This window comes from Streptomyces sp. NPDC127197, assembly GCF_042672405.1.
GTDB classification, from domain to species: domain Bacteria; phylum Actinomycetota; class Actinomycetes; order Streptomycetales; family Streptomycetaceae; genus Streptomyces; species Streptomyces flavusporus.
Genome location: NZ_JBHXVG010000041.1, coordinates 38,501 through 57,604, shown reverse-complemented (window position 1 = coordinate 57,604; position 19,104 = coordinate 38,501). Strand labels below are relative to the sequence as shown.

At 70.2% G+C, this 19,104-nt stretch carries 23 protein-coding genes and 1 pseudogene; 12 read left to right on the top strand and 12 right to left on the bottom strand.

Features of this window, described 5'->3' with window-relative positions; genetic code table 11:
- On the bottom strand, positions 1 to 296 hold a 296-nt coding region (locus ACFVJQ_RS37945; protein WP_385790263.1), incomplete at its 3' end, for an alpha/beta hydrolase family protein.
- 368 nt (positions 297 to 664) lie between these two features.
- Positions 665 to 1,933, bottom strand: coding sequence for an MFS transporter (locus ACFVJQ_RS37940; protein ID WP_385790261.1), 1,269 nt, complete (start codon positions 1,931 to 1,933; stop codon positions 665 to 667).
- 90 nt (positions 1,934 to 2,023) lie between these two features.
- Between ACFVJQ_RS37940 and ACFVJQ_RS37935 the strand changes: the two genes are divergently transcribed.
- A complete protein-coding gene (locus ACFVJQ_RS37935) occupies positions 2,024 to 2,236 on the top strand; it encodes a cold-shock protein (protein WP_385512190.1) in 213 nt (70 codons plus the stop codon).
- A gap of 191 nt (positions 2,237 to 2,427) precedes the next feature.
- Here ACFVJQ_RS37935 and ACFVJQ_RS37930 read toward each other — a convergent pair whose 3' ends face one another.
- Positions 2,428 to 2,703 (bottom strand): hypothetical protein, encoded by a 276-nt coding sequence (locus ACFVJQ_RS37930; RefSeq protein WP_385790259.1) that lies wholly within the window; start codon positions 2,701 to 2,703, stop codon positions 2,428 to 2,430.
- A gap of 400 nt (positions 2,704 to 3,103) precedes the next feature.
- Positions 3,104 to 3,670, bottom strand: coding sequence for a TetR/AcrR family transcriptional regulator (locus ACFVJQ_RS37925; protein ID WP_385790257.1), 567 nt, complete (start codon positions 3,668 to 3,670; stop codon positions 3,104 to 3,106).
- Positions 3,671 to 3,770: 100 nt separating this feature from the next.
- Here ACFVJQ_RS37925 and ACFVJQ_RS37920 point away from each other — a divergent pair, with 100 nt between their 5' ends.
- The 3 genes from ACFVJQ_RS37920 to ACFVJQ_RS37910 all read left to right on the top strand — a co-directional run bounded on the left by ACFVJQ_RS37920 (position 3,771) and on the right by ACFVJQ_RS37910 (position 7,688).
- Positions 3,771 to 4,667 carry an alpha/beta fold hydrolase gene (locus tag ACFVJQ_RS37920; protein ID WP_385790255.1) on the top strand — a complete coding sequence of 299 codons (897 nt, stop codon included), beginning with the start codon at positions 3,771 to 3,773 and terminating at the stop codon, positions 4,665 to 4,667.
- Positions 4,668 to 5,033: 366 nt separating this feature from the next.
- Positions 5,034 to 6,272 (top strand): SpoIIE family protein phosphatase, encoded by a 1,239-nt coding sequence (locus tag ACFVJQ_RS37915; RefSeq protein WP_385512182.1) that lies wholly within the window; start codon positions 5,034 to 5,036, stop codon positions 6,270 to 6,272.
- Positions 6,273 to 6,857: 585 nt separating this feature from the next.
- Positions 6,858 to 7,688 (top strand): alpha/beta fold hydrolase, encoded by an 831-nt coding sequence (locus ACFVJQ_RS37910; RefSeq protein ID WP_385512180.1) that lies wholly within the window; start codon positions 6,858 to 6,860, stop codon positions 7,686 to 7,688.
- On the opposite strand, the gene ACFVJQ_RS37905 is transcribed toward ACFVJQ_RS37910, so the two are convergent.
- On the bottom strand, positions 7,654 to 7,959 hold the full coding sequence (locus ACFVJQ_RS37905; protein ID WP_385790252.1) for a hypothetical protein: 306 nt from the start codon (positions 7,957 to 7,959) through the stop codon (positions 7,654 to 7,656). The two genes, ACFVJQ_RS37910 and ACFVJQ_RS37905, sit on opposite strands and share 35 nt — an antisense overlap.
- Here ACFVJQ_RS37905 and ACFVJQ_RS37900 point away from each other — a divergent pair.
- Complete coding sequence (locus ACFVJQ_RS37900) at positions 7,943 to 8,191, top strand: zinc-binding dehydrogenase (RefSeq protein WP_385512176.1); 249 nt, start codon at positions 7,943 to 7,945, stop codon at positions 8,189 to 8,191. The genes ACFVJQ_RS37905 and ACFVJQ_RS37900 overlap by 17 nt on opposite strands.
- A gap of 188 nt (positions 8,192 to 8,379) precedes the next feature.
- Here ACFVJQ_RS37900 and ACFVJQ_RS37895 read toward each other — a convergent pair whose 3' ends face one another.
- Positions 8,380 to 8,793: a pyridoxamine 5'-phosphate oxidase family protein gene (locus ACFVJQ_RS37895; protein ID WP_385512174.1), complete on the bottom strand. Its 414-nt coding sequence runs from the start codon at positions 8,791 to 8,793 to the stop codon at positions 8,380 to 8,382.
- Between the two features lie 122 nt (positions 8,794 to 8,915).
- Positions 8,916 to 9,041, bottom strand: coding sequence for a hypothetical protein (locus ACFVJQ_RS37890; protein WP_385790249.1), 126 nt, complete (start codon positions 9,039 to 9,041; stop codon positions 8,916 to 8,918).
- A gap of 128 nt (positions 9,042 to 9,169) precedes the next feature.
- On the opposite strand from ACFVJQ_RS37890, the pseudogene ACFVJQ_RS37885 reads away from it, so the two are divergent.
- From ACFVJQ_RS37885 to ACFVJQ_RS37865, 5 genes and pseudogenes are all read left to right on the top strand, one after another.
- Positions 9,170 to 9,377 (top strand): annotated as a pseudogene (locus tag ACFVJQ_RS37885) (MFS transporter); the annotation flags it as partial.
- Between the two features lie 452 nt (positions 9,378 to 9,829).
- Positions 9,830 to 10,261, top strand: a complete 432-nt coding sequence (locus ACFVJQ_RS37880) for a DUF2267 domain-containing protein (RefSeq protein ID WP_385512171.1) — start codon at positions 9,830 to 9,832, stop codon at positions 10,259 to 10,261.
- A gap of 129 nt (positions 10,262 to 10,390) precedes the next feature.
- Positions 10,391 to 10,519 (top strand): hypothetical protein, encoded by a 129-nt coding sequence (locus ACFVJQ_RS37875; RefSeq protein WP_385790247.1) that lies wholly within the window; start codon positions 10,391 to 10,393, stop codon positions 10,517 to 10,519.
- A gap of 103 nt (positions 10,520 to 10,622) precedes the next feature.
- Positions 10,623 to 11,507 (top strand): universal stress protein, encoded by an 885-nt coding sequence (locus ACFVJQ_RS37870; RefSeq protein WP_385790245.1) that lies wholly within the window; start codon positions 10,623 to 10,625, stop codon positions 11,505 to 11,507.
- Positions 11,508 to 12,344: 837 nt separating this feature from the next.
- Entirely contained in the window at positions 12,345 to 12,419 is a 75-nt protein-coding gene (locus tag ACFVJQ_RS37865; RefSeq protein WP_099504217.1) for a 50S ribosomal protein bL37, read from the top strand.
- A 95-nt stretch (positions 12,420 to 12,514) separates the two neighbouring features.
- Here the strand turns inward: ACFVJQ_RS37865 and ACFVJQ_RS37860 are convergent, their stop codons facing one another.
- Complete coding sequence (locus tag ACFVJQ_RS37860; protein WP_385790243.1) at positions 12,515 to 13,021, bottom strand: lamin tail domain-containing protein; 507 nt, start codon at positions 13,019 to 13,021, stop codon at positions 12,515 to 12,517.
- Between the two features lie 787 nt (positions 13,022 to 13,808).
- On the opposite strand from ACFVJQ_RS37860, the gene sigK reads away from it, so the two are divergent.
- Positions 13,809 to 14,420, top strand: coding sequence for an ECF RNA polymerase sigma factor SigK (gene sigK / locus ACFVJQ_RS37855; RefSeq protein WP_385790241.1), 612 nt, complete (start codon positions 13,809 to 13,811; stop codon positions 14,418 to 14,420).
- A complete protein-coding gene (locus ACFVJQ_RS37850) occupies positions 14,417 to 15,154 on the top strand; it encodes an anti-sigma factor domain-containing protein (RefSeq protein ID WP_385790239.1) in 738 nt (245 codons plus the stop codon). The genes sigK and ACFVJQ_RS37850 overlap by 4 nt, the downstream gene beginning before the upstream one ends.
- A gap of 15 nt (positions 15,155 to 15,169) precedes the next feature.
- On the opposite strand, the gene ACFVJQ_RS37845 is transcribed toward ACFVJQ_RS37850, so the two are convergent.
- The 4 genes from ACFVJQ_RS37845 to ACFVJQ_RS37830 all read right to left on the bottom strand — a co-directional run bounded on the left by ACFVJQ_RS37845 (position 15,170) and on the right by ACFVJQ_RS37830 (position 19,102).
- Positions 15,170 to 15,619: a 4'-phosphopantetheinyl transferase family protein gene (locus ACFVJQ_RS37845; RefSeq protein WP_385790237.1), complete on the bottom strand. Its 450-nt coding sequence runs from the start codon at positions 15,617 to 15,619 to the stop codon at positions 15,170 to 15,172.
- A 301-nt stretch (positions 15,620 to 15,920) separates the two neighbouring features.
- The gene (gene sbnA / locus ACFVJQ_RS37840) at positions 15,921 to 16,940 is read right to left on the bottom strand and encodes a 2,3-diaminopropionate biosynthesis protein SbnA (protein ID WP_385512160.1); all 1,020 of its coding nucleotides are present in this window, start codon (positions 16,938 to 16,940) and stop codon (positions 15,921 to 15,923) included.
- Positions 16,941 to 16,997: 57 nt separating this feature from the next.
- Positions 16,998 to 18,068: a 2,3-diaminopropionate biosynthesis protein SbnB gene (sbnB, locus tag ACFVJQ_RS37835; RefSeq protein WP_224735833.1), complete on the bottom strand. Its 1,071-nt coding sequence runs from the start codon at positions 18,066 to 18,068 to the stop codon at positions 16,998 to 17,000.
- On the bottom strand, positions 18,065 to 19,102 hold the full coding sequence (locus tag ACFVJQ_RS37830; RefSeq protein ID WP_385790235.1) for a TauD/TfdA family dioxygenase: 1,038 nt from the start codon (positions 19,100 to 19,102) through the stop codon (positions 18,065 to 18,067). The genes sbnB and ACFVJQ_RS37830 overlap by 4 nt, the downstream gene beginning before the upstream one ends.
- Positions 19,103 to 19,104: the final 2 nt, after the last annotated feature.

Here is a 19,104-nt window from a genome sequence, read left to right as displayed (position 1 = left end):
GCCTGCATCGCGCGGCGGAGGTCGGCGCGAGCCTGCTCGTCGGCGGCGGAACGGGGCCGGTCACCGCACCCGGCGGCGTCGATGGAGGCCACCGCGTAGCCGGACGCCGCGCAGTGCCGGGCCCGGGCCACCAGCCGGGGTTCCCCCTTGGGCAGGCCGTTGTTGTGGGCCATCAGGATCAGCGGGGCCGGTGCGGATGCGGATGCAGGCGTCCACAGGGTGCCGGGGATCTCGCCGAGGGTGAATTCGCGTGCGAGGACGCCGTCGTCGAGGCGCTGTTCAGAAGTGAATTGCATGGTCGTGCCTTTCGGGAGTGCGCTTGAACGGCGCTCCCGGACGACCTATCGTCCGACCGTGACCCCGGAGGGGAGCACCCATGTCGATACGTTCACGGGTACCACCTCCTCGTTCTCTCGCACGGCCGCCGGAAAGCTAGCAGTGGTCGCCGTGGTCCGCCAACGGGTTTTTGCGAAGGCTCCGTGGCCGGACGCCACGGAACCACTCGCCTAAAGGCAGGCTCCGGGGCCCGCCGCGAAGGCGGTCACGCTCAGCCAGCAAGATCCAACGGATTCACAGCCGCTAGCTTGACATGTACAGAGAAGCTCTGCGAAGGCACGTGCTTCACGTACGACAGAGGCGGGGCGCCCGTTACGGGCCATGGAGTTCAGGGTGTCTCGCGGCTCGTGGACGAATCCCGCCGTGTGGCCGGCGGGTTCGGCGCCGTGGTTTCCGCGGGCGCGGACGACTTCGGCACGTCCGGTGATGAGTCTCGCAGACCGCCGAGCGCCAGGACCGTCATCACCACCGCGGCCCCCGCCGCCACGCCGAAACCGCCGTGCGCACCGCTCGCGTCCACCACTCGCCCCGCGACCGCCGCGGCGCCCGCTGATCCTGCCGCGTTTGCGGAGTTGCCCCAGGTGAACGCCTGGGTGAGGACGGCACGCGGGACCGACGCCTCTGTGAGGACGGAGGCGAGGATCAGTAGGACCGGCACGGCGAGTCCGGTCAGGGCGAGGGTGGCGCCGACCGCGAGGGGCGCGTCGAGGAAGGTCAGCGGGAGGCTCGCGAGGGTGAGGCAGGCGGCGGCTGCGGCCTGGTGGCACCGGGGTGAGCCGCCGTGGCGCCATGCTCCGTAGGCCCAACCACCCACCAGATTGGTGCAGTTGAAGGCGAAGTAGAGCAGCGCTGCCGCGTCCGGCGTGCCGCGTCCGACGGCATACGCGGTGACGGACACCTGCATCGCGCCGAAGAACACCCCGAGCGCGAGGCCGAGCGCGACCTGCCGCAGGAATGCGGAGCGGAGCAGGGCGCGTCCGGCGTGCCGGCGTTCGGCGTGGCCGGTGAGGGGCGGCGCGGTGCGGCGCTGGGCGGCGAGGGCGAGACCGCCGCCGACGACGAGCGCGGCGGCGAGCAGCACCCCGGTGCCCGGGCGGCCCGCCGCACCGAGGACGCTCACCAGGGCCGGGCCGGCCAGGTAGGACACGCCGTTGGCGAGGGCCTCCAGGGCGAAGGCGGTGGGCAGCGCGGCAGCCCGTTCGCCGGACAGCAGGGCGGACCAGCGAGCGGCGGACAGGGCACCGAGCTGGGGCAGCGTTGCCCCGACGAGCACTCCGGCGACGAGGTCCGGAACGGCGCCGGCCAGCAGCAGCGCCACGGCCCCGGCATGTGCGCCCAGCGCGCAGGGAAGCACCCGCGCCTGCCCGAACCGGTCGACAAGGCGCCCGATCTGGGGCCCGGCGACGGCGTCCGCGACAGCGAACCCGCCGGTGACGAGACCCGCGGCGGCATACGACCCGGTGCGTGCGTGCACCAGCCAGACGATGCCGATCCCCGTCATGGCGATGCCCAGACGCCCGACAGCGGCGGGAAGGAAGAAGGCCGCGGCACCCGAAGTACGCAGCAGGGTACGGTAGTTCGCCGAAGCCGAAGGCACGACGCATCCCTTTCGCCGCCCGGCGGGACGCGCCACACGGGGTCGTCGCGTCCGGATGTGCCGACCCGTGGCTGCGCCTGAAGCCGTCCAGTGGTGGCGTGGAGCGGGGACGCGCACCCCACGCCAACTCCGTCACCGGGCAGATGTCATGCGGTAGTCGATGACCTCCTCGAGCGTAGAGGAACGGCGCGCAGAAACGAACAAGAGAGCAGTTGTTCCTTGAACAAGGGACAGCACGTCTCCTTCGAAGTCGTGCAGGGCGAGAAGGGGCCGCAGGCCGAGAAGGTCCATATCTTGGGCTAGGAATGCCTCTGCGTAGCCGTCCGGCCCCCGTCCGCCGGGGCCGGACGGCTGGGGTCAGGTGACGGGCCGAAGCAGGATGACGTTGCCAGGGACCGGCCGCGGGGCGGTGGCGTGTCCTCCCTTTGGGTGAGGACAGCGGCGGCGAGGGTCAGTTGGGTGACCCGCTGACGGAGTTCTTCGATCTCGGCCTGCTAATCCTTGATCGTTTGCCACTGGCGGGTGAGGGTCTCCCGCAACTTGCGTTCCGATTCAGGGATCTGGAGGGTCTCGTTCCGGACCCGTTCGTAAAAGAGGTTCTTCAGGTCCGAGTGCCGTTTCATGAGGGCCATGCGGTGGACGCCGGCCTCGGCAGCGAGGGCCTTGACGGTGAGACTGCCGTCCGAGGCGGTGGCCTTCCCGGCCAGGAGCTGGTCCATGGCCTTTCGAATGCGGGTCCGCTCGTCCTCGTGACGGGGCTGCGGGGTCATGCGATGGCCTTGGCGGATTGGGCGGTGGCGTCGTGAGTGTCTGCCGTGTCGCGGAGCCGGGCGGCATTCGCTGTGAGTCGTCGGCCGACCGGGGCGGGGGCCGAAGCTGCGAGCTGGTCGAGTTCACCCGCTCGCTCGCGCAGGAGGCGGGCGTGGGTGTCGGTGTCTCGGCCGGCACTGCCGCGAGCGAGAGGCCGGCGTGGACGGCCTCGAATGCTTCCGCCCGGTCCACCAGGCGAGTGAGGGCATCCCGTGCCCGGCAGCAGAGTCCACCCGCGACCGCCGTTGAGCAGCCGCTGCCCGAGGGTTGCTCAGCGGTCGTCAACCACACTCGGCACTCGACGCGGACTCATGGCCGTGCGAGTGCCCTGTGTGCGCGTGGACAAGGCCCGCCGGTGGCTCAGGTGTGCAGCCCGTGCAGCATCACGCCCAGGTAGCGGCGGCCGGACTCGAGCCGGGTCTCCTGGTCGTCGGCGTGGATGGTGGCGGCGTAGGCGGCCCCGCACATGAGCGGCCGCAGGTCGTCCCAGGTGACCACACCGCGCACGGTCCCCGCCGCGTGCGCGCGCTCGAGGAGTTGGCCGGCGAGGGAGTCCAGCGTGGTGGTGATCTCCGTGGTGCGGGACAGGACGTGGTCCGGCGCGGCGCGCACGATGGAGATCGACGGGTCGGTCAGCTGCGCCTCCAGGGTGGTGTTGAGGAAGTCCGTCAGGGCCTGCCAGGGGTCGTCCTCGGTCAGCGCCTGTTCGGCGCGGGCGACCAGTGCTTCCAGGCCGGGGGCAGCCACGGTCTCCATCAGGGCCTCGGGGGTCGGGAAGTGCCGGTAGACGGTGGCCACCCCCACATTGGCGAGGCGGGCGACGTCATTGAGCTGCAGCGGGGCGCCGTCGTCCACGAGCTGCCGGCCCACCTCGACGATGCGCTGCCAGTTGCGGGCAGCGTCCTTGCGCATCGGTGCAGTGGTCATACGCACAGCATAACCGGATAGGCCATCCGGTTATGTTACGGTCAAATGGATACGTTATCCGTTTCGACGTGGCACCCCTGTGTCACAAGGAGGCTCCACCGTGCCGTTCACCGTCACCGACGTGCCGGACCTGCCCGCCGGGTTCACCGACACGTTCACCAGCCACACCGTCAAGACCGGCGATCTGACCCTGCATGCCGTGGTCGGCGGCGACGGCCCGCCGCTGCTGCTGCTGCCCGCCTGGCCCCAGTTCTGGTACAACTGGCGCCTGGTCATGCCCGCCCTGGCCGAGCACTTCACCGTCGTCGCCGCCGACGTCCGCGGCACCGGCGCCAGCGACAAGCCCGCCACCGGCTACGACGCCGCCACGCTCGCCGACGACATGGCCGCCCTGATGACCCACCTGGGCCACGACCGCTTCGCCGTCGTCGGCTACGACCTCGGCCTGCTCGTCGGCTACGCCCTCGCCGCAGGCCACCGCGACCGCGTCACCCGCCTCGTCGTCGGCGAGGCCATCCTCCCCGGCTTCTCCCCGTCCCCGCCGCTGATGTCGGACCCGGCCACCAACGAGTTCCTGTGGCACTTCGCCTTCAACCGGCTGCAGGACATCAACGAACGCATGGTCGCCGGCCGCGAGGAGATCTACATCGGCCACCAGTTCGCCTCCAAGGCCGCCAGGCCCGACGCCATCCCCCAGCGCGCCGTCGACGTCTACGTCGACGTGCTGCGCGACCCGGCCGCCCTGCGCGCCAACTTCGAGTTCTACCGCCGCCTCGACGAGTCCACCCAGCAGATCCTGCGCTGGCACGACGAGGGACCGCTGAGCATCCCGGTGCTGGCGATCGGCGGCGAGCACAGCACCGGCACCGCCCCGGAGGAGGACATGCGCAAGGTCGCCACCGACGTCACCGGACTGGTCATTCCCGGCTCCGGTCACTTCCTGGCCGAAGAAGTTCCGCAGCCCCTGACAAAGGCACTGCTGGACTTCCTGCTCTGACCAGGCAGGGGCACAAGCCGACCCAGGTGACACAGCCGCGGATGGTGGCCGCAGCCGCATGTGCAGGCGGCCACCCCCCGCTCCTCCTGTGCGTCGAGCAAACCGGCAAGGGCAGACAGCCGTGCCTCTGCTTCGTCCCTCCCGGCCTGGAGGCCCCACGCAATGACCCACACGACCGCAGACCGGCCCACCCGGAGACCCACCGGAGCGATCGTCGCCGGCGGGCCGCTGCTTGACCTGCGCAGACACCGGCGAAGCCGTGGCCCTGCACCGGCGTTTTGATCCCCGTCCGATGAGCCCGGACGCTGGATTGCCCGTAGATTGGAAGTGCAGGCAGTCGCGCTCGCGGGCCACGGAGAGCGCGTGATGACAGCGGACATCGGCTTCACGGCCTTCTTCGACGCCACACCAAGCCCGTACCTGGTGCTGGACACGGACCTGGTGATCCGCTATGTCAACCCGGCATACCTGCAGAGCACCGGGCGGACCAGGGAAGACCTGACCGGGAAGCACTTCTTCGACGCCCTGCCGGAAAACCCCGCCGCCCCCGACAGCACACAACGGAACCTGAAAGCGTCGCTGCGCCGGGTACTGGACACCGGGAAGCCGGACACCCTGGTGCTGCAGCGCTACGACATCCCCGCCCCCGACCAGCCGGGCGGGTTCGAGGAGCGATGGTGGTCCGAGATCCACACCCCGCTTCCCGGGCCGGACGGCACAGTGAAGTGGATCGTCCAGCGGGCCGAGGACGTCACCGCTTTCGTCCGCTCACGCCGGGCGCGCGAGCTCACCAGCGAGTTCACCGAGCGGGAGAGCGGCATGGCAGCCGAGCTGTACGCGCGGGCCCGCGAGCTGCACCGGCTGAACGTGGAACTGCGCCAGGCCCACGCCCGCGAACGCCAGGTCGCCGTCACCCTGCAGGAAGCCATGCTCCACGCCCCCGACCTCGACCAGCACCACGACAACATCGCCGTGCGCTACCTGCCCGCGACCACCTCACTCAACGTGTGCGGCGACTGGTACGACATCGTCGACCTGCCACCCGACCGCTATTCCGCGGCGGTCGGAGACGTCGTCGGCCACGGCCTGCAGGCCGCGGCCGTCATGGGCATGCTCCGCAGCGCCCTGAGCGCAGCCATCCGCGCCATCCCCAGCCCCGCCCAGGCCCTGGAAGTCCTCGGCCTGTACGCCCGCTCCATGGAAGGCGCAACGGCCGCAACCGCGGTCAAGGTACTCATCGACACCCGCAGCAGGCTGATCATCTACAGCAACGCCGGACACCCACCACCCGTCCTGCTCCACCCGGACGGAACCTGCGAGCTGCTGGACCAGGCGACCGATCCGCCGCTCGGCGCCCGACCGCACCATGTCCCCCGCCCCCAGGCCGGCCTGTCCTACACCCGGGGGGACACCCTCGTGCTGTACACCGACGGCCTCATCGAGCGCCGCGACGAGGACATCGACGCCAGCCTGGCACGGCTGACCACAGCCCTGGCCCAGCACAGCACCCTCGCCCCCCACCAGCTGGCCGACACACTGCTGGCCCGCCTCGACGTCGCCGGTGGCGCCCCTGACGACATCGCCCTCGTCATCATCCGCCTGTAACTCTGCGCAGCCTCCCGACAGGCTCACGACGCTGCCTCCGGCGAGGATCAGGAACAGGCACTCACCTTGCGTTTCAACCACCGTGCAGGACAAAGGCGGGAGAGCTGGTCCTCCGAGGGCCGGCTCGCCTCAATCCATATACGGCGGGGCCGTCGAACATCGGCAACCTCCTGGCAGGTGAGGGCATCCCGGCCACCGCCGGGTTCGGCCTGCCGTACGAGGGGCTGCACGGCACCACGCTCTGTGTTCCCGGTCCGGTCCTGCGTTCCAGCGGCAACGACCTGCAGGTGCTGGAGACAGAACGCGCCGGCTACATCGAAGCATGCCTGACATGAAGGCTGCCTGCGCCAACGCAATCGGCTGTCATTCCAGGTGCTTTACGAGCGCAGTGCGGGGTGAACCACTGACCGGTGAAAAGACAGAAAATGAGGCATACCGGACTTGAGCGTAAGGTGGCTGCCATGGATCCGGCCGCGGCCTCCGGATCCAGCGATTTCATATGGCTGGGTTCTGTCCGCCCCTGCTGTGGATCAGCGATTGCCGCACGACCCAGCTGCTTCAGCCATTCACGCGGAAGGATCAGCCATGGGCACGGTCACCACCTCCGACGGCACGACCATCTTCTACAAGGACTGGGGTCCGCGCGACGGCCAACCGATCGTCTTCCACCACGGCTGGCCGCTCAGCGCCGACGACTGGGACAACCAGATGTTGTTCTTCCTCTCCCATGGTTATCGCGTGATAGCCCACGACCGGCGTGGGCACGGGCGTTCCAGCCAGCCCTCGACGGGCCACGAGATGGATACCTACGCCGCCGATGTCGCGGCGCTGACCGACGCGCTCGATCTGCAGGGCGCCGTGCACATCGGGCACTCGACCGGCGGCGGCGAGGTCGCGCGCTATGTCGCGCGCGCCAAGCCGGGCCGTGTCCGAAAGGCCGTGCTCGTCGGCGCGGTTCCGCCGGTCATGGTCAAGTCCGAGACCAATCCCGGCGGTTTGCCGATCGAGGTCTTCGACGAATTCCGCACCGCTCTCGCCGCCAATCGCGCGCAGTTCTACATCGACGTGCCGTCGGGTCCGTTCTACGGATTCAACCGGGACGGCGCGCAAGTGTCCCAGGGCCTGATCGACAACTGGTGGCGACAGGGAATGATGGGCGCGGCCAACGCCCACTACGAGTGCATCAAGGCATTCTCCGAGACCGACTTCACCGAGGACCTCAAGAAGATCGACGTCCCGGTCCTCGTCGCGCACGGCACGGACGATCAGGTCGTGCCCTACGCGGATTCAGCGCCGCTGTCGGTCAAACTCCTGAAGTACGGCACCCTGAAGTCGTACGACGGGTTCCCGCATGGCATGTTGTCGACCCATCCGGACGTCCTCAACCCCGACCTCCTGGCATTCGTGGAGTCGTAGTTCCCCGGCCGCGGGCGCGGGGCAGGCACCGCGCCCGCGGCCGGTCACGACCACGGCCGACGCGCACATGAGGGAACCGGTCCCACCGGCCGATCTGCTGCTTCCAGTCCGCCGGGACGCTGTCGTGGGTCCACCGGGCGACGCGGGAGTTGATCGGGACGAGCAGGGCGATCGGCATCACCTTGCCGAGGATCCGGGCTGCGTCGCTGCGGGCCGCGAGGCCGCCGTCGTTGGGCAGCCGGTCGAAGATCGGGTTGAGGAAGGCCGCCACCGCGAACTCCACCGTCACCATCGCGGACAGGAGGGCCGCCGAGCTGGGCGTCACCTTCGCCGCCGGCGACAGCAGCCGGTTCGGGCCGGCGCTCGCCGACTGCGCCCGCCCCGCCGCCGACGGCCGACTGCACGTCCGTATCGACCGGAGCCTACCGCTCGCGGACGCCGCCAATGCCCAGGAACTGAGCGAAGCCGGCCACCCACGCGGCAAGTTGATCCTTCACCCCTGACGCCCGGGCCCTGCTCGCTCCCCAGTCCAGCCCGACCGTTGGCCTCGTCGGGCAGTGGTGGTGACGCGCAGATTGCCGACCCGGCCGAGTACCGTTCGCGCCGGCTGACTCCGCCAGACTGCCGGCGATGACGGCCACCGGGTGGCCGTGGTCGCGCCCGACAGGGCGAGCGTCACCGACGAGGCACATCACCAACCGGGCGGCCGCGCTGTGCCCATCACACGGGTCACGGTGATCTCGATGACCACGCGCTCGGCGTTGGGGCGGGGCGGCCGGTAGCGCTCGGCGTAGCGCCGTTCGGCCTCGGCGACGGACTCCGCATCGTCCTTGACCAGCGCGGTGCCTTCCAGGGTGCACCAGCGGCGCCCCTCGACCTGGCTGACCGCGACCGTCGCGCCGGGTCCGGCCGCCCGGACGTTGCGGACCTTCTTGCTGCCGGCGCTGCTGATGATGCGTGCGATGCCGGCCTCGGGATCGAAGGTGACACCCACGGGGACGAGATGCGGACTGCCGTCCGGGCGGTGGGTGGCAAGGAAGCAGATCCGTCGTTCCTGCCAGAAACGGTCCTCCTCCGCCCCGGGCAGAGGTACGTCAGTTGTCATCGTGGTCCTTCGTCGAGCCGGTAGCCGCCAATTTTCCCCCAGCCCTGCAGCCTTCCGAGCACCGGGGTCAGGCAAGAGGGGAAGCTCAAAAGGACAGGACAAGGCACGGCAGCCTTCCCCACTCACGGCGGCCACCGGCCCAGGTAGCGGTGGCCGGACTCGAGGCGGGTCTCCTGGTCGTCGGCGGGGACGGTGGCGGCGTAGGCGGCCCCGCACATGAGCGGCCGCAGATCCTCCCAGGTGGCCACGCCGCCTACGGTGCCCATCGCGTGCGCGGACGACCACCACCCGGTCCTCCTGCACGTCGAGCGAACCGGCCAAGCAAGACAGGCAGCCATACCCCGCTTCGCCCTTTCCGGCGTGGAGGCCCCACGTAATGACCCACACGACTCAACACCAGCGCACCGCGATCGTCCCGGTCATCAAGGACCTGCCGACGCTGTTGGACACCTCGTCCGGCGACGCCACCTGGGTCTTGACCTCGGTGCTTCTGTCAGGCGCCGCGGCCACACCGATCATGGGCCGTCTCGGCGACCTGTACGGCAAGCCGCCGCATGCTGATCCTCAGCCTCACGGTGATGGTGGCCATCCAGGCCCACGACACCCTGAGCTGCGCTGACCCCACAGCTACCGTGTCCGTCTTCCTCTGCCCAGGCGCCGATCGACCAGGCAGGCCGGCCCCACCGCTGCCCAAACACCGGGAACCCGACGCCTGGCTCAAGCCGCTTGATCACCAAGTGCTGCCCAAAGCCGTCGACAAACGTTGCCCGGTCCCGTCTGCCACACCACGTGACGCCGTGCTGCGGCGCGGCTGCCAACCGGTTCCGTCCGCCCTAGCATGGAACCCAGGGCAGGAAAGAGAAGCCACCGCGTGCACCTCGTGATGCGCATGCGGTACGTCACCGGGCAGGTGCCACCCCGCGCCCTCGCCGCTTCCGTTTGAGCCGACCGTTCCCCGTGCCGAACACCGCCCGCCCGGAGGCGCGGCAATCCCGGAAGCGCATGGGCGCCACGGAAGACCGGAAGGGCAAGACCGATGCCTCCCACACATCCACCCGACTTCGAGCACGCCATCCACACCGCCAACATCTGGCTGAAAGCGGTGTCCGAGGCCCTGGGAACCGAGGACCGCCACCTCGCCCACCGGGTGCTGCGCACGTGGCTGCACACGCTCCGCGACCGGGTCACCATCGACGTGGCCGCCCACTTCGCCGCGCAGCTCCCCGACCTGCTGCGGGGCGCCTACTACGACGGCTGGGACCCCAGCGCCGTACCGATCAAGTACGACCGCGAGGGCTACGTGAACCGCTTCGTCCAGGAAGCGAAGGTCGCTGCCGAGGACGTGCCCCGGATCGTTCCCGCGGTCACCGCCGTCGTACGCGAACACGTCTCGCCCGGGCAACTGGAGGCGGCACTGGAGCAACTTCCGCACGACATCCGCGCACTCCTCCTCCAGCCGACTGCCTGACCGAGCTCTACGCACGAGCTGGGTACCGGCATGGCGACGCCCCGGCGCGGCGGGGGCCGGGACCTGACAGTCACTCAGGGCGGCAACTTCGTTACGCCGCCGTGGGGCACCTCACCGGCGTGACGCGAGGTGCCCTACAGCCTGATCGCCCCGCCGAGCAACGGCCCGGCCCGTCATCACCTCGTCGACGTTCCGCCCGAGGAAGTGGCACACGGCGCACGGCTCGCCCACGAACTCCTGCTCTCCCAGGGCCTGTAGACGCACCGTCGCGCCGGAGAAGACAGAGTCGGCCACGGTGACCGGCGCCCGCACCGGCCGGTACCGGGGTCGACGTGCCGACAAGAAACCACCGGAGTCGGCGATGACGCATGCACAAGGACGTAAACCCATCGTGGCCGGCGTCGATCCCGATCCCGGCAAACGCACGGCGCTCGCCTGGGCCGCCGACGAGGCGAACCGGCGCCGCCTGCCCCTGCTGCTGGTCCTCGCGCAGAACGTGCCGACCCCCGGGTACCGGCCGACGGGCGGGCGGCCGTCCTGGGAGGAGTGGAACGAGGCGCTGCACGCGACGGGGGATCGGGTACTGAAGGCGGCGGTCGCCTTCGTCGAGTCCCGGCATCCGCAGGTGCGGGTGACCGGGCTGCTGGCGGAGGGGCATCCGGAGTGGGTGCTGCGCGAGCAGGCGCAGAACGCCACAGAGGTCGTGCTCGGTTCCTGGCACCTGAGCGCTGTCCGGGAGCTCTTCACCTCCGCCGCCGTCGCCCTCCCGCTCATCGCCCACGCGCCCTGCCCCGTGGTGGTCGTACCGGAGCCGGAGCACAACGTCCAGCCGCAGCCGTACTTCGTGGTCGGGGTCGACGGCAGCCCTCAGTCCGCGGCCGCCGTCGACTTCGCCTTCGAGGAGGCCGCCCTGCGCGGCGCGGCCCTGCGGGCCCTGTACGTGTGGCACCCTCCACGGCTCGGAGTCCTCGACGAGGACGCGGCCGTCCAGGAATGCCACAGGCTGCTCTCGGAGACGGTTACGGTGCGTACCGCGGCCCATCCGGAGGTGGAACTGCACCACGAGGTCGTGAGAGGCCACCCGGTACAGGTCCTCACCAAGGTGTCCGAAGACGCCCTCGGCCTGGTCGTGGGCACACGCGGGCACGGCGGCTTCACCGGCATGCTGCTGGGCTCCGTCAGTCAGGGCGTACTGCACCACGCACATTGCCCGGTCATCGCCGTCCCGCATGCGCACGACCAGTAGCCCGCGGTCGGTTCTCCAGAAGGAGGGACCTCACACGGAAGGCGAAACGGCAGCAGTCGCTTCGTCAGCTGCTGCACCAGCCCACCCTCGCCGGTCAGTTGCAGACCCTCGGCGATGTCAGTCCGGCCGACGACGCACTACAGGTCCGAGACCGGCTCCTGCTCGACTTCGTCCACGGCGTCCGGGCTGAGGCACACGGCCCGATGGGGGGCGTACCAGGTCGCCGGGAAGTGGTTCGATACCGCGGACCGCACGGCCACAGAACCAGTAGGGACGCTGGAGTGGCGAGCCAGGACGGCCACAAGACGCCAGCGATAGCGAGGAGGTGCGTCCTTTGCCGGGTAGTCCCTGGTAGCGAGATGAACCCACCGGTCGTAGTTGGTCAGGTAGGGGCTGACCTCAGCCTTGCAGTGCGGGCAGCGAGGTGGCTCGTACGGAGTCACGTCATCCGGATCGGGTTCGGGCCTGGGCGTGTCTGTGGCGTCCTCCTGGAGGGCAATCTCATCGGCGTACGCCTTCCAACAGCGTTCGTAAAGCAGGGCCATGAGACTGATGCGGCCTCGCTCGCTCACCGTCGGACCGTCGTCACCGCAGCGTTGACATACGAACCCGTCGTTGCCTGCCGACCTGCTGCGGAGCGGTGTTGGCGTCTGATGCCGCACGCCATCAAGGGGCCGGGACATCCCTGGCTTGATCGCTTCTGGCGTGCTCCGCAGAGCCGTGAGGCGGGAGGAGCTGCGGCTTGTGCGTGTGGGTGCCGCACCGCCGATGCGGATCCCACGGACCGAATCTAGACTGAGCAAGGCGTGAAAAGTCCAGATTGGGGAGATATGCACCATGGCCAAGCGAGGCAACAAACGACGCGGCCGTAAGAAGAAGAAGGCCAACCACGGCAAGCGCCCCAACGCCTGAGCCGACCGAGCACGCTGCCGAGGGTCCGGCGCCCTTCTCCGGCTGCAGTCGCTACGCCCTGTACCGCGGCTTCCGCACGCTCTGACGCCGGTTCATCACGCGTAATCACAGCCGAATCGGGCTTGATGGCGGTCGCCGAGGCGATGATTCCTTACCTGACAGAGAGGGGTGGGGCAGACCGCGTTGCCACGGTCTGCCCCGTTGCCGACAGCCTTTGGGTCGGCTGTCCGGCCTTCGAGGCGGTAGCGGTCGAAGGTGTAGGTGTCACCGTCTTCGCTCTGCAGGGTCCAGCCGTCCAGGTCGACGTCGCGGCGGCTGTTGTTGGTGATCTCCACCCATTCCCTGTTCAGCGAGTGGTCGGAGCCGTCGTCGTAGCCCGGGGAGTCGTACTGCACGGCCGAGATCTCCACCTTGGTGCCATCCGGGCGGGGGTGGCCGGCGGCCGATGCCGGCAGTGCCGTGGTGCCCAGGACGGCAGCGGCCGTGAGCGCTGCGGCGGACAGACGAGGGGATGTGATGGTGCGGTGGGTGAGTGGCGGCCGGGCGGGCCGCGCGTGCACACCCTGGCCGCGGCTGCGGCAGGTGAGCCCGGCGGCCCGCATCAGCGGGGCGATGCGTCTGCGGCCGCAGGCTGTGCCTCGCGCTTGAGGACGGCGTGGATGCGGGGGCCGTGGCCCGCTTGAGGATCTCCACGTCCTCACGCAGGCGGCGGTTCTCCCGCCGCAGTTGGGCCAGTTTCTCGCGTTCGCTGCTGGTCGGACCGTCGCGCTCGCCGGCATCGACTTCGGCCTGCCTGCCCCAGTCACGCATTGCGGTCTCGCTCAGGTCGAAGTCCTTGGTGACCTGGCCGACCGGAGCGGTCACCGCGTCGGCACAGCTCGACGATCTCGGCCTTGAACTCCGGCGTGCACGGCGGATCAAGCCCACTCTCCTCCACGCACGAACACGCGGGCAGACAACGTGCATCATCCCCACGCATGTGGGGGTCGTTCCTGGGTGTGCCGTACGGCAAGCACTCCGCTCATGTCTTCCCCACATGTGGGGGCCGAGCAGCGCGACGAGCGCCTCGTACAACTCACGCTGTGCGGATCGCATCGTCTGTCTTCCCTCCGCGCCCGGTGGGCGGACGCCGAAGGATGTGTCGGGCTCGTGTGCGCCGTCAGATGGCTTCGAGCAGGTCTTCGCATGCGACTGGCAGGCCTTGCGTCGATCCGTGGAGGCGACAGCTCCGAACAACCTGTAAGGGCTTCGTTCGCCCCTCTTCATCCGTTGTACGGCCGTGCTCCCGGTCGCCTCCGGCAGGAAGGTGAATATGTCAGGCGGACGGCTCCGGACGAGGTGCGTCTTCCTCGCGGAGGGGCCACTGTCGAGCAGAGCTGAGGAGCGGTCATGAAGCGTGGAAACGACGCGGACGTGGAAAGCGACGCGCCGGTCCGGCGGACACGGTCATCGGACGATGCCCGGGTGGACGAGCTGCTCATCCGTGCCGCCGACGGCGACGAGCAGGCATTCGTCGGCGTGTACGACGCGCTGGCACCGCCGGTGATGGGACTGGTCTACCGGGTGCTGAGGAACGAGGCACAGGCGGAGGAGGTGACCCAGGACGTGATGGTGGAGGTGTGGCGTACCGCCGCCCGCTTCCGCGCGGAGCGGGGCCCCGCCCGCACCTGGGTGCTCACCCTCGCCCACCGCAGGGCGGTGGACCGGGTGCGGTCCGTCGCCGCAGGCAGGGCCCGCGAGCTGCGCACCGGGGCCCTGGAGCACGAGCGGCCCTTCGACGTGGTGGCCGAGGAGGTCGAGGTTCGCGAGGACTACCGGATCGTCTTCCGCTGCCTGTCCGAGCTGGCCGGGCACCTGCGGCTGCCCCTGGTACTGGCCTACTACGAAGGGCTGACCTACGCGGAGGTGGCCGATTCCCTGGCCACTCCCGTCGGAACCATCAAGTCGCGGATGCGTCAGGGACTGCAGCGCTTGCGTGAGTGTCTGGAGGGCGGATCATGAGCGACTCCGACGACCCTTGCAGCAAGGTCGGCGCGTACGCACTGCACGCTCTGCCTCCCGGCGAGGAAGCCGCCTTCGAGAACCACCTGGCGAGCTGCGCGGCGTGCCGGCGCGAGGCCGACGAGGGGACGCAGACCGCCGCCTGGCTGAGCGCTGCCGAGGTTCGGACTCCCTCCGCCGACCTGCGCCGCGGTGTCCTCGAACGGATCGCGACCGTACGTCAGGAGCGGTCCGTGGCCTCGCGGCGACATCGCCGACGGCAACAGGGCCTCGCGCTGGCGCTGGCGGCGTCCGTGGCGGCAGCCGCGGCTCTGGGGGGTGTCGCCTGGTGGCAGCACTCCGAGGCCGACACCGCCCGCGAGCAGGTCGCCGACGTCCGTGGCGGCAGCGAGGCGCTCGCCGATGTCCTGGCCGCCGCGGACGCCACGATCAGCACCGAACGGCTGCCGCGCGGCGCGACGGCGAGCGTGATCGCCTCCCGGGCCCAGAGCCGGACCGCGTTCGTCGCCTCGGGCCTGCCGCCCCTCCCCGACGACCGGGTCTACGAACTCTGGTACGCGTACGAGGGGCGGTACCGGCCCGCCGGCCTGCTGTCCTCCGCGGGCGGCCCTCAGGCACAGGTTCTCGAAGGGCGGCTCGGTGAGGCCACCGCCGTCTGTGTGACCGTCGAACCCGCGGGTGGCTCGCCCCAGCCGACCTCCGACCTGTTCGCCATCATCCCGGTGCCCGAGTGAGGGGGTGAGGAGGCGTCACCGTGGTCGCTCCGCCGGCGGTGCCTCAGCGACCGCGACGGCAGCCGCGTGATCCGGACCGGCCGCGACGTCGTGGATCACCCACCCCGGCACACGGCTGGGTGCGTGCGGTGACGTGCTGAGGTGGTCGAGGCGGAGGTCGCGTCCCAGTCCGGTGCCGAGACCTTTCAGGTAGGCCTCCTTCCGGGTCCATGCACGGGCGAAGGCAGCGGGACGCCGCTCCGGCGGACAGGCGGCGAGCTCGGCGGCCTCCCGGCGATGCCGCATGGCACCGACATCGTCGACGACGTCGGAAGCGGGCAGCTGCTCGATGTCCGCGCCGACCGCGGTGGCCGCGAAGGCGAGGAGGCAGAGCCCGCCGCTCCGGGAGAGGGAGAAGCAGAGGTCGGCGCCGGGCACGGCGGGCCGGCCGTGCGGGGCCCGGCACATGGGGCACGGCTGTCGCACCAGCGGCACGTTCGCGGGGCTCGACGCCGAGACAGGCGCCGAGCAGCCGCAGCCCGATGTGCGCGACCCGGTAACCGTCCCGGTCCGCCGCCGACCGGAGCGCCGCCGCTCTCGCCCTTTCGCCGCTGTCCAGCACCGATTCGGCAAGCGGGGCGACGACGTCGCGCAAGGCCTCCACCCGCGCCAGCCACAGTCGCGGCGGCCGACCGGAGCGGGGTGGTGTCAGCGGCCGGGTGCCTGGGGAGCATGGGGTCGGCCGTCTTTCGTCGCACGTCTTTCACGCAGGTGAGCGGATATCTGTTCAGCGAGGCCGGTCATTCGCCGTGCTCGGCTCGCGGGCCGCGACACCGTGGTCGGGTGGCGCCTTCGGGACGAGGGCCTCGTCACCGTAGAGGGCTTGCACCCAGTTGGTCTGGTAGACCGTGTCGAGGTAGCGCTCGCCGAGGTCCGGGGCGATCGCCACCGGCGTGAGGCTTCGGGTCTCGTGCTGGGCCAGCCAGCTCATCGCCCCGCTGACCACCGTGCCGGTCGACCCGCCGAAGAGGAAGCCCCGCTTCGCCAGGTTCCGGCAGGTACGGATGGTGTCGGCCTCCTCGACGCGCACCGCCTCGTCCACGTACGCCTCGTCGAGCAACGGCGGCCGGACGCTCATACCCAGGCCGGGGATCATACGGCGGCCTGGCGGGTCGCCGAAGATGGCGGAGCCGACGCTGTCCACGGCGACGATCCGCACCGGCCGGTTCCAGGACCGGAACCAGCGTGCGCACCCCATCAGGGTGCCGGTGGTGCCGACCCCGATGAACAGCACGTCCAGCTGCGGGAAGATGCGGGCGATGGCCGGCGCCGTCCTGAGGTAGTGCGCCTTCCAGTTGTCGGGGTTGGTGTACTGGCTCAGCCACACATAGCGGTCGTCCGCGGCGCACAGGCCGCGTACGTACTCCAGCCGCGCTCCCAGGAGGCCGCCGGTGGCGTGTTCGTGGGAGACGACGTGCACCTGGCTGCCGAGGGCTTCCATCATCTGTCGGGTGGCGAGATTGCAGCGGGAGTCCGTCACACAGATGAACCGGTAGCCCTTGCTCGCCGCGATCACGCTCAGGGCCACACCGAGATTGCCCGACGAGGACTCCACCAGGATCGAGTCCCGGGTCAGGATGCCGCTCCGCTCGGCGGACTCCACCATCTCGGTCGCGGCTTTCAGCTTGATCGAACCGGCGAAGTTGAACCCCTCGCACTTGAGGAACAGCCGGTGGCCGAACATCGGCTCCAGGTCGATGTACAGATCCTCCTCGTTGAAGGCCTGGGGAACGGATATGACGGGCACGATGGCCTCCGAGTCCGTGACCGGAACACCGGCCGGACGGCGGGTGGTGAGCCGTCCTCAGCCGTACCGGCGCAGTTCATGGAAGAAGTTGTCGATGATCCGCAGTTCGCCGGAGCGTGCCACCTCCTCGTAGACGAACTTGCCGACCGCGAGGTCGAGCACGCCGAGGCCGAACGGCGAGAACACCACCGGCCGGTCGGCCGGCACTGTCACCCGGCCGGCCATCACGTCGTCCAGCGTGCCGAGCAGGAAGTGGCGGTTGCCGGTGAGGCTTTCCGTGAGGTGCGGTGAGGTGGCGGCCCTGAGGCAGTGGTCGATGTCGTCGACGACATTGGTGGCCGACAGCAGCACCTGCGGCGCGAGGTCGCGCAGTGACACGTGCAGCACCACCGGGTTGTGGCGGAACCACGACGGCTCGTCGATGTGCGGCCGGTCGGCGACGGTGGCGAAGACGATCAGGTCGCTGTGGCGGATCAGCTCCCGCGCGCTGCCGTGCACAGTGACGCGTCCGACCGCTCCTGACTGCTCCAGGTACGTCCGGAACCCCGCCGCGCTGTCGGCGGACACGTCGTGCACACCGATGGCGTCGAAGGACCAGCCGGTGCCCTCCAGGTACGTGTGGATGTACCGGGCGATCAGACCGGCCCCGACGAACCCCAGGCGGGCGGGGCGCGGTCGTCCCCTGCTGAGCCGGTCGGCCGCCGAAGCGGCGGACGCGGCGGTCCTGGCGGCGCTGATGATCGAGCTCTCCAGGCACGCGAAGGGGTAGCCCGTGACCGGGTCGTTGAGGATGAGCACCGCCGACGCCCTGGGGATGCCCGACTCGACATTGGCGGGGAAGCTGGAGATCCACTTCAGGCCGTCCACCCGGCTCTCGCCGCCGAGCGAGGCGGGCAGGGCGATGATTCGCGACGACGGCCGGTCGGGGAAGCGCAGGAAGGAGGACGGCGGGTTGACCGTACGGCCTGCCCCGTGCAGGCGGTACGTCGCCTCGACCACCTCCACCACAGCCTTCTCACGTCCGTCGAGGACGCTCTTGACCTGGGTCCCGGGGATGACGGCGAAGGACGGTACGGCCGGTACCTCGGCCCGGGCCGCTTTCTCGGGGGCGGGACGCACCGTGATCATGCCGCTGCCCTCCCGGTCGACGCCGCGGGGTGGTCCTGACGCACCGGGTCCGCCATGGCGACCACCACGTTCCGCGGCCCTTCGTACGCGTCCCGGCTGTGCGCGGTGCGGATGTTGTCCACGAGCATCAGGTCTCCGGAGTGCCAGGCCCGGCGTACGGTGTGCGCGTCGTAGGCGTTGTTGATCTGCTCGACGACGTCCCGGAGCACGGGGTCGCCGTTGCCGTAGCGGGTGTTGAAGGGAAGGTCGTCGGGGCCGTACTCCTCGATGAGGAACTCCCGTACTTCGGGCGCCATCGTCCACTCGTTGAGAAACGCGATCTGGTTGAACCAGCAGCGCCGGCCGGAGACCGGGTGCCGCACCACGGCGCGTCGGTGCTGCCGGGTGCGCAGCGAGCCGTCCGGCTGCCAGGACCAGTCGACGGCGTTGGCACGGCAGTACGCCTCGATGGCGTCGCGGTCCTCGGTGCCGAAGGACTGGCTCAGCGTGGCACCGATCTCGTTGGTGTAGGTGCGGGTGAGCAGCCAGCCTTCCCGCTCGAACCGGTCGACGAGTTCGGCCGGCAGCGCCTGCAGCACGGCGGCCGAGTCGGCCACGGCGGTGGCACCGCCCGCGGTGGGCGGCTGAAGGCACGCGAACAGCATCAGGCCGGGGAACTCCAGCGCGTAACTGAGCTCGTGGTGCATGCACATGGGCTGGTTGGGCGGCCACGCCGACGACGAGTAGACGCCCTCCGCGTGGCGGTCGCGGGCGGCGAACGCCTCCCGCTCGGTCGCCGGACGGTCGGCCACCTGGTGGAGGACCGGCTCGACGTCGGCCGGAGTGCGCAGACCGAGGCCCCGGACCGTCACAGCGCCGTGCTCGGCGACGAGGTCGCGCAGCGTGTCGCGCCGGACGGCCACCCAGGCCGCCGCGTCCGAGGCGGCCTCGGCCTGGAGAACCGGCGGCTCGCCAGGGGCCCGAGGCGTGGTGCTCCCGGCGGGCGGAGGCGGCGCGACGGGGGCCGGGTGCTTGCGGAACAGTGCGGACAGCATGG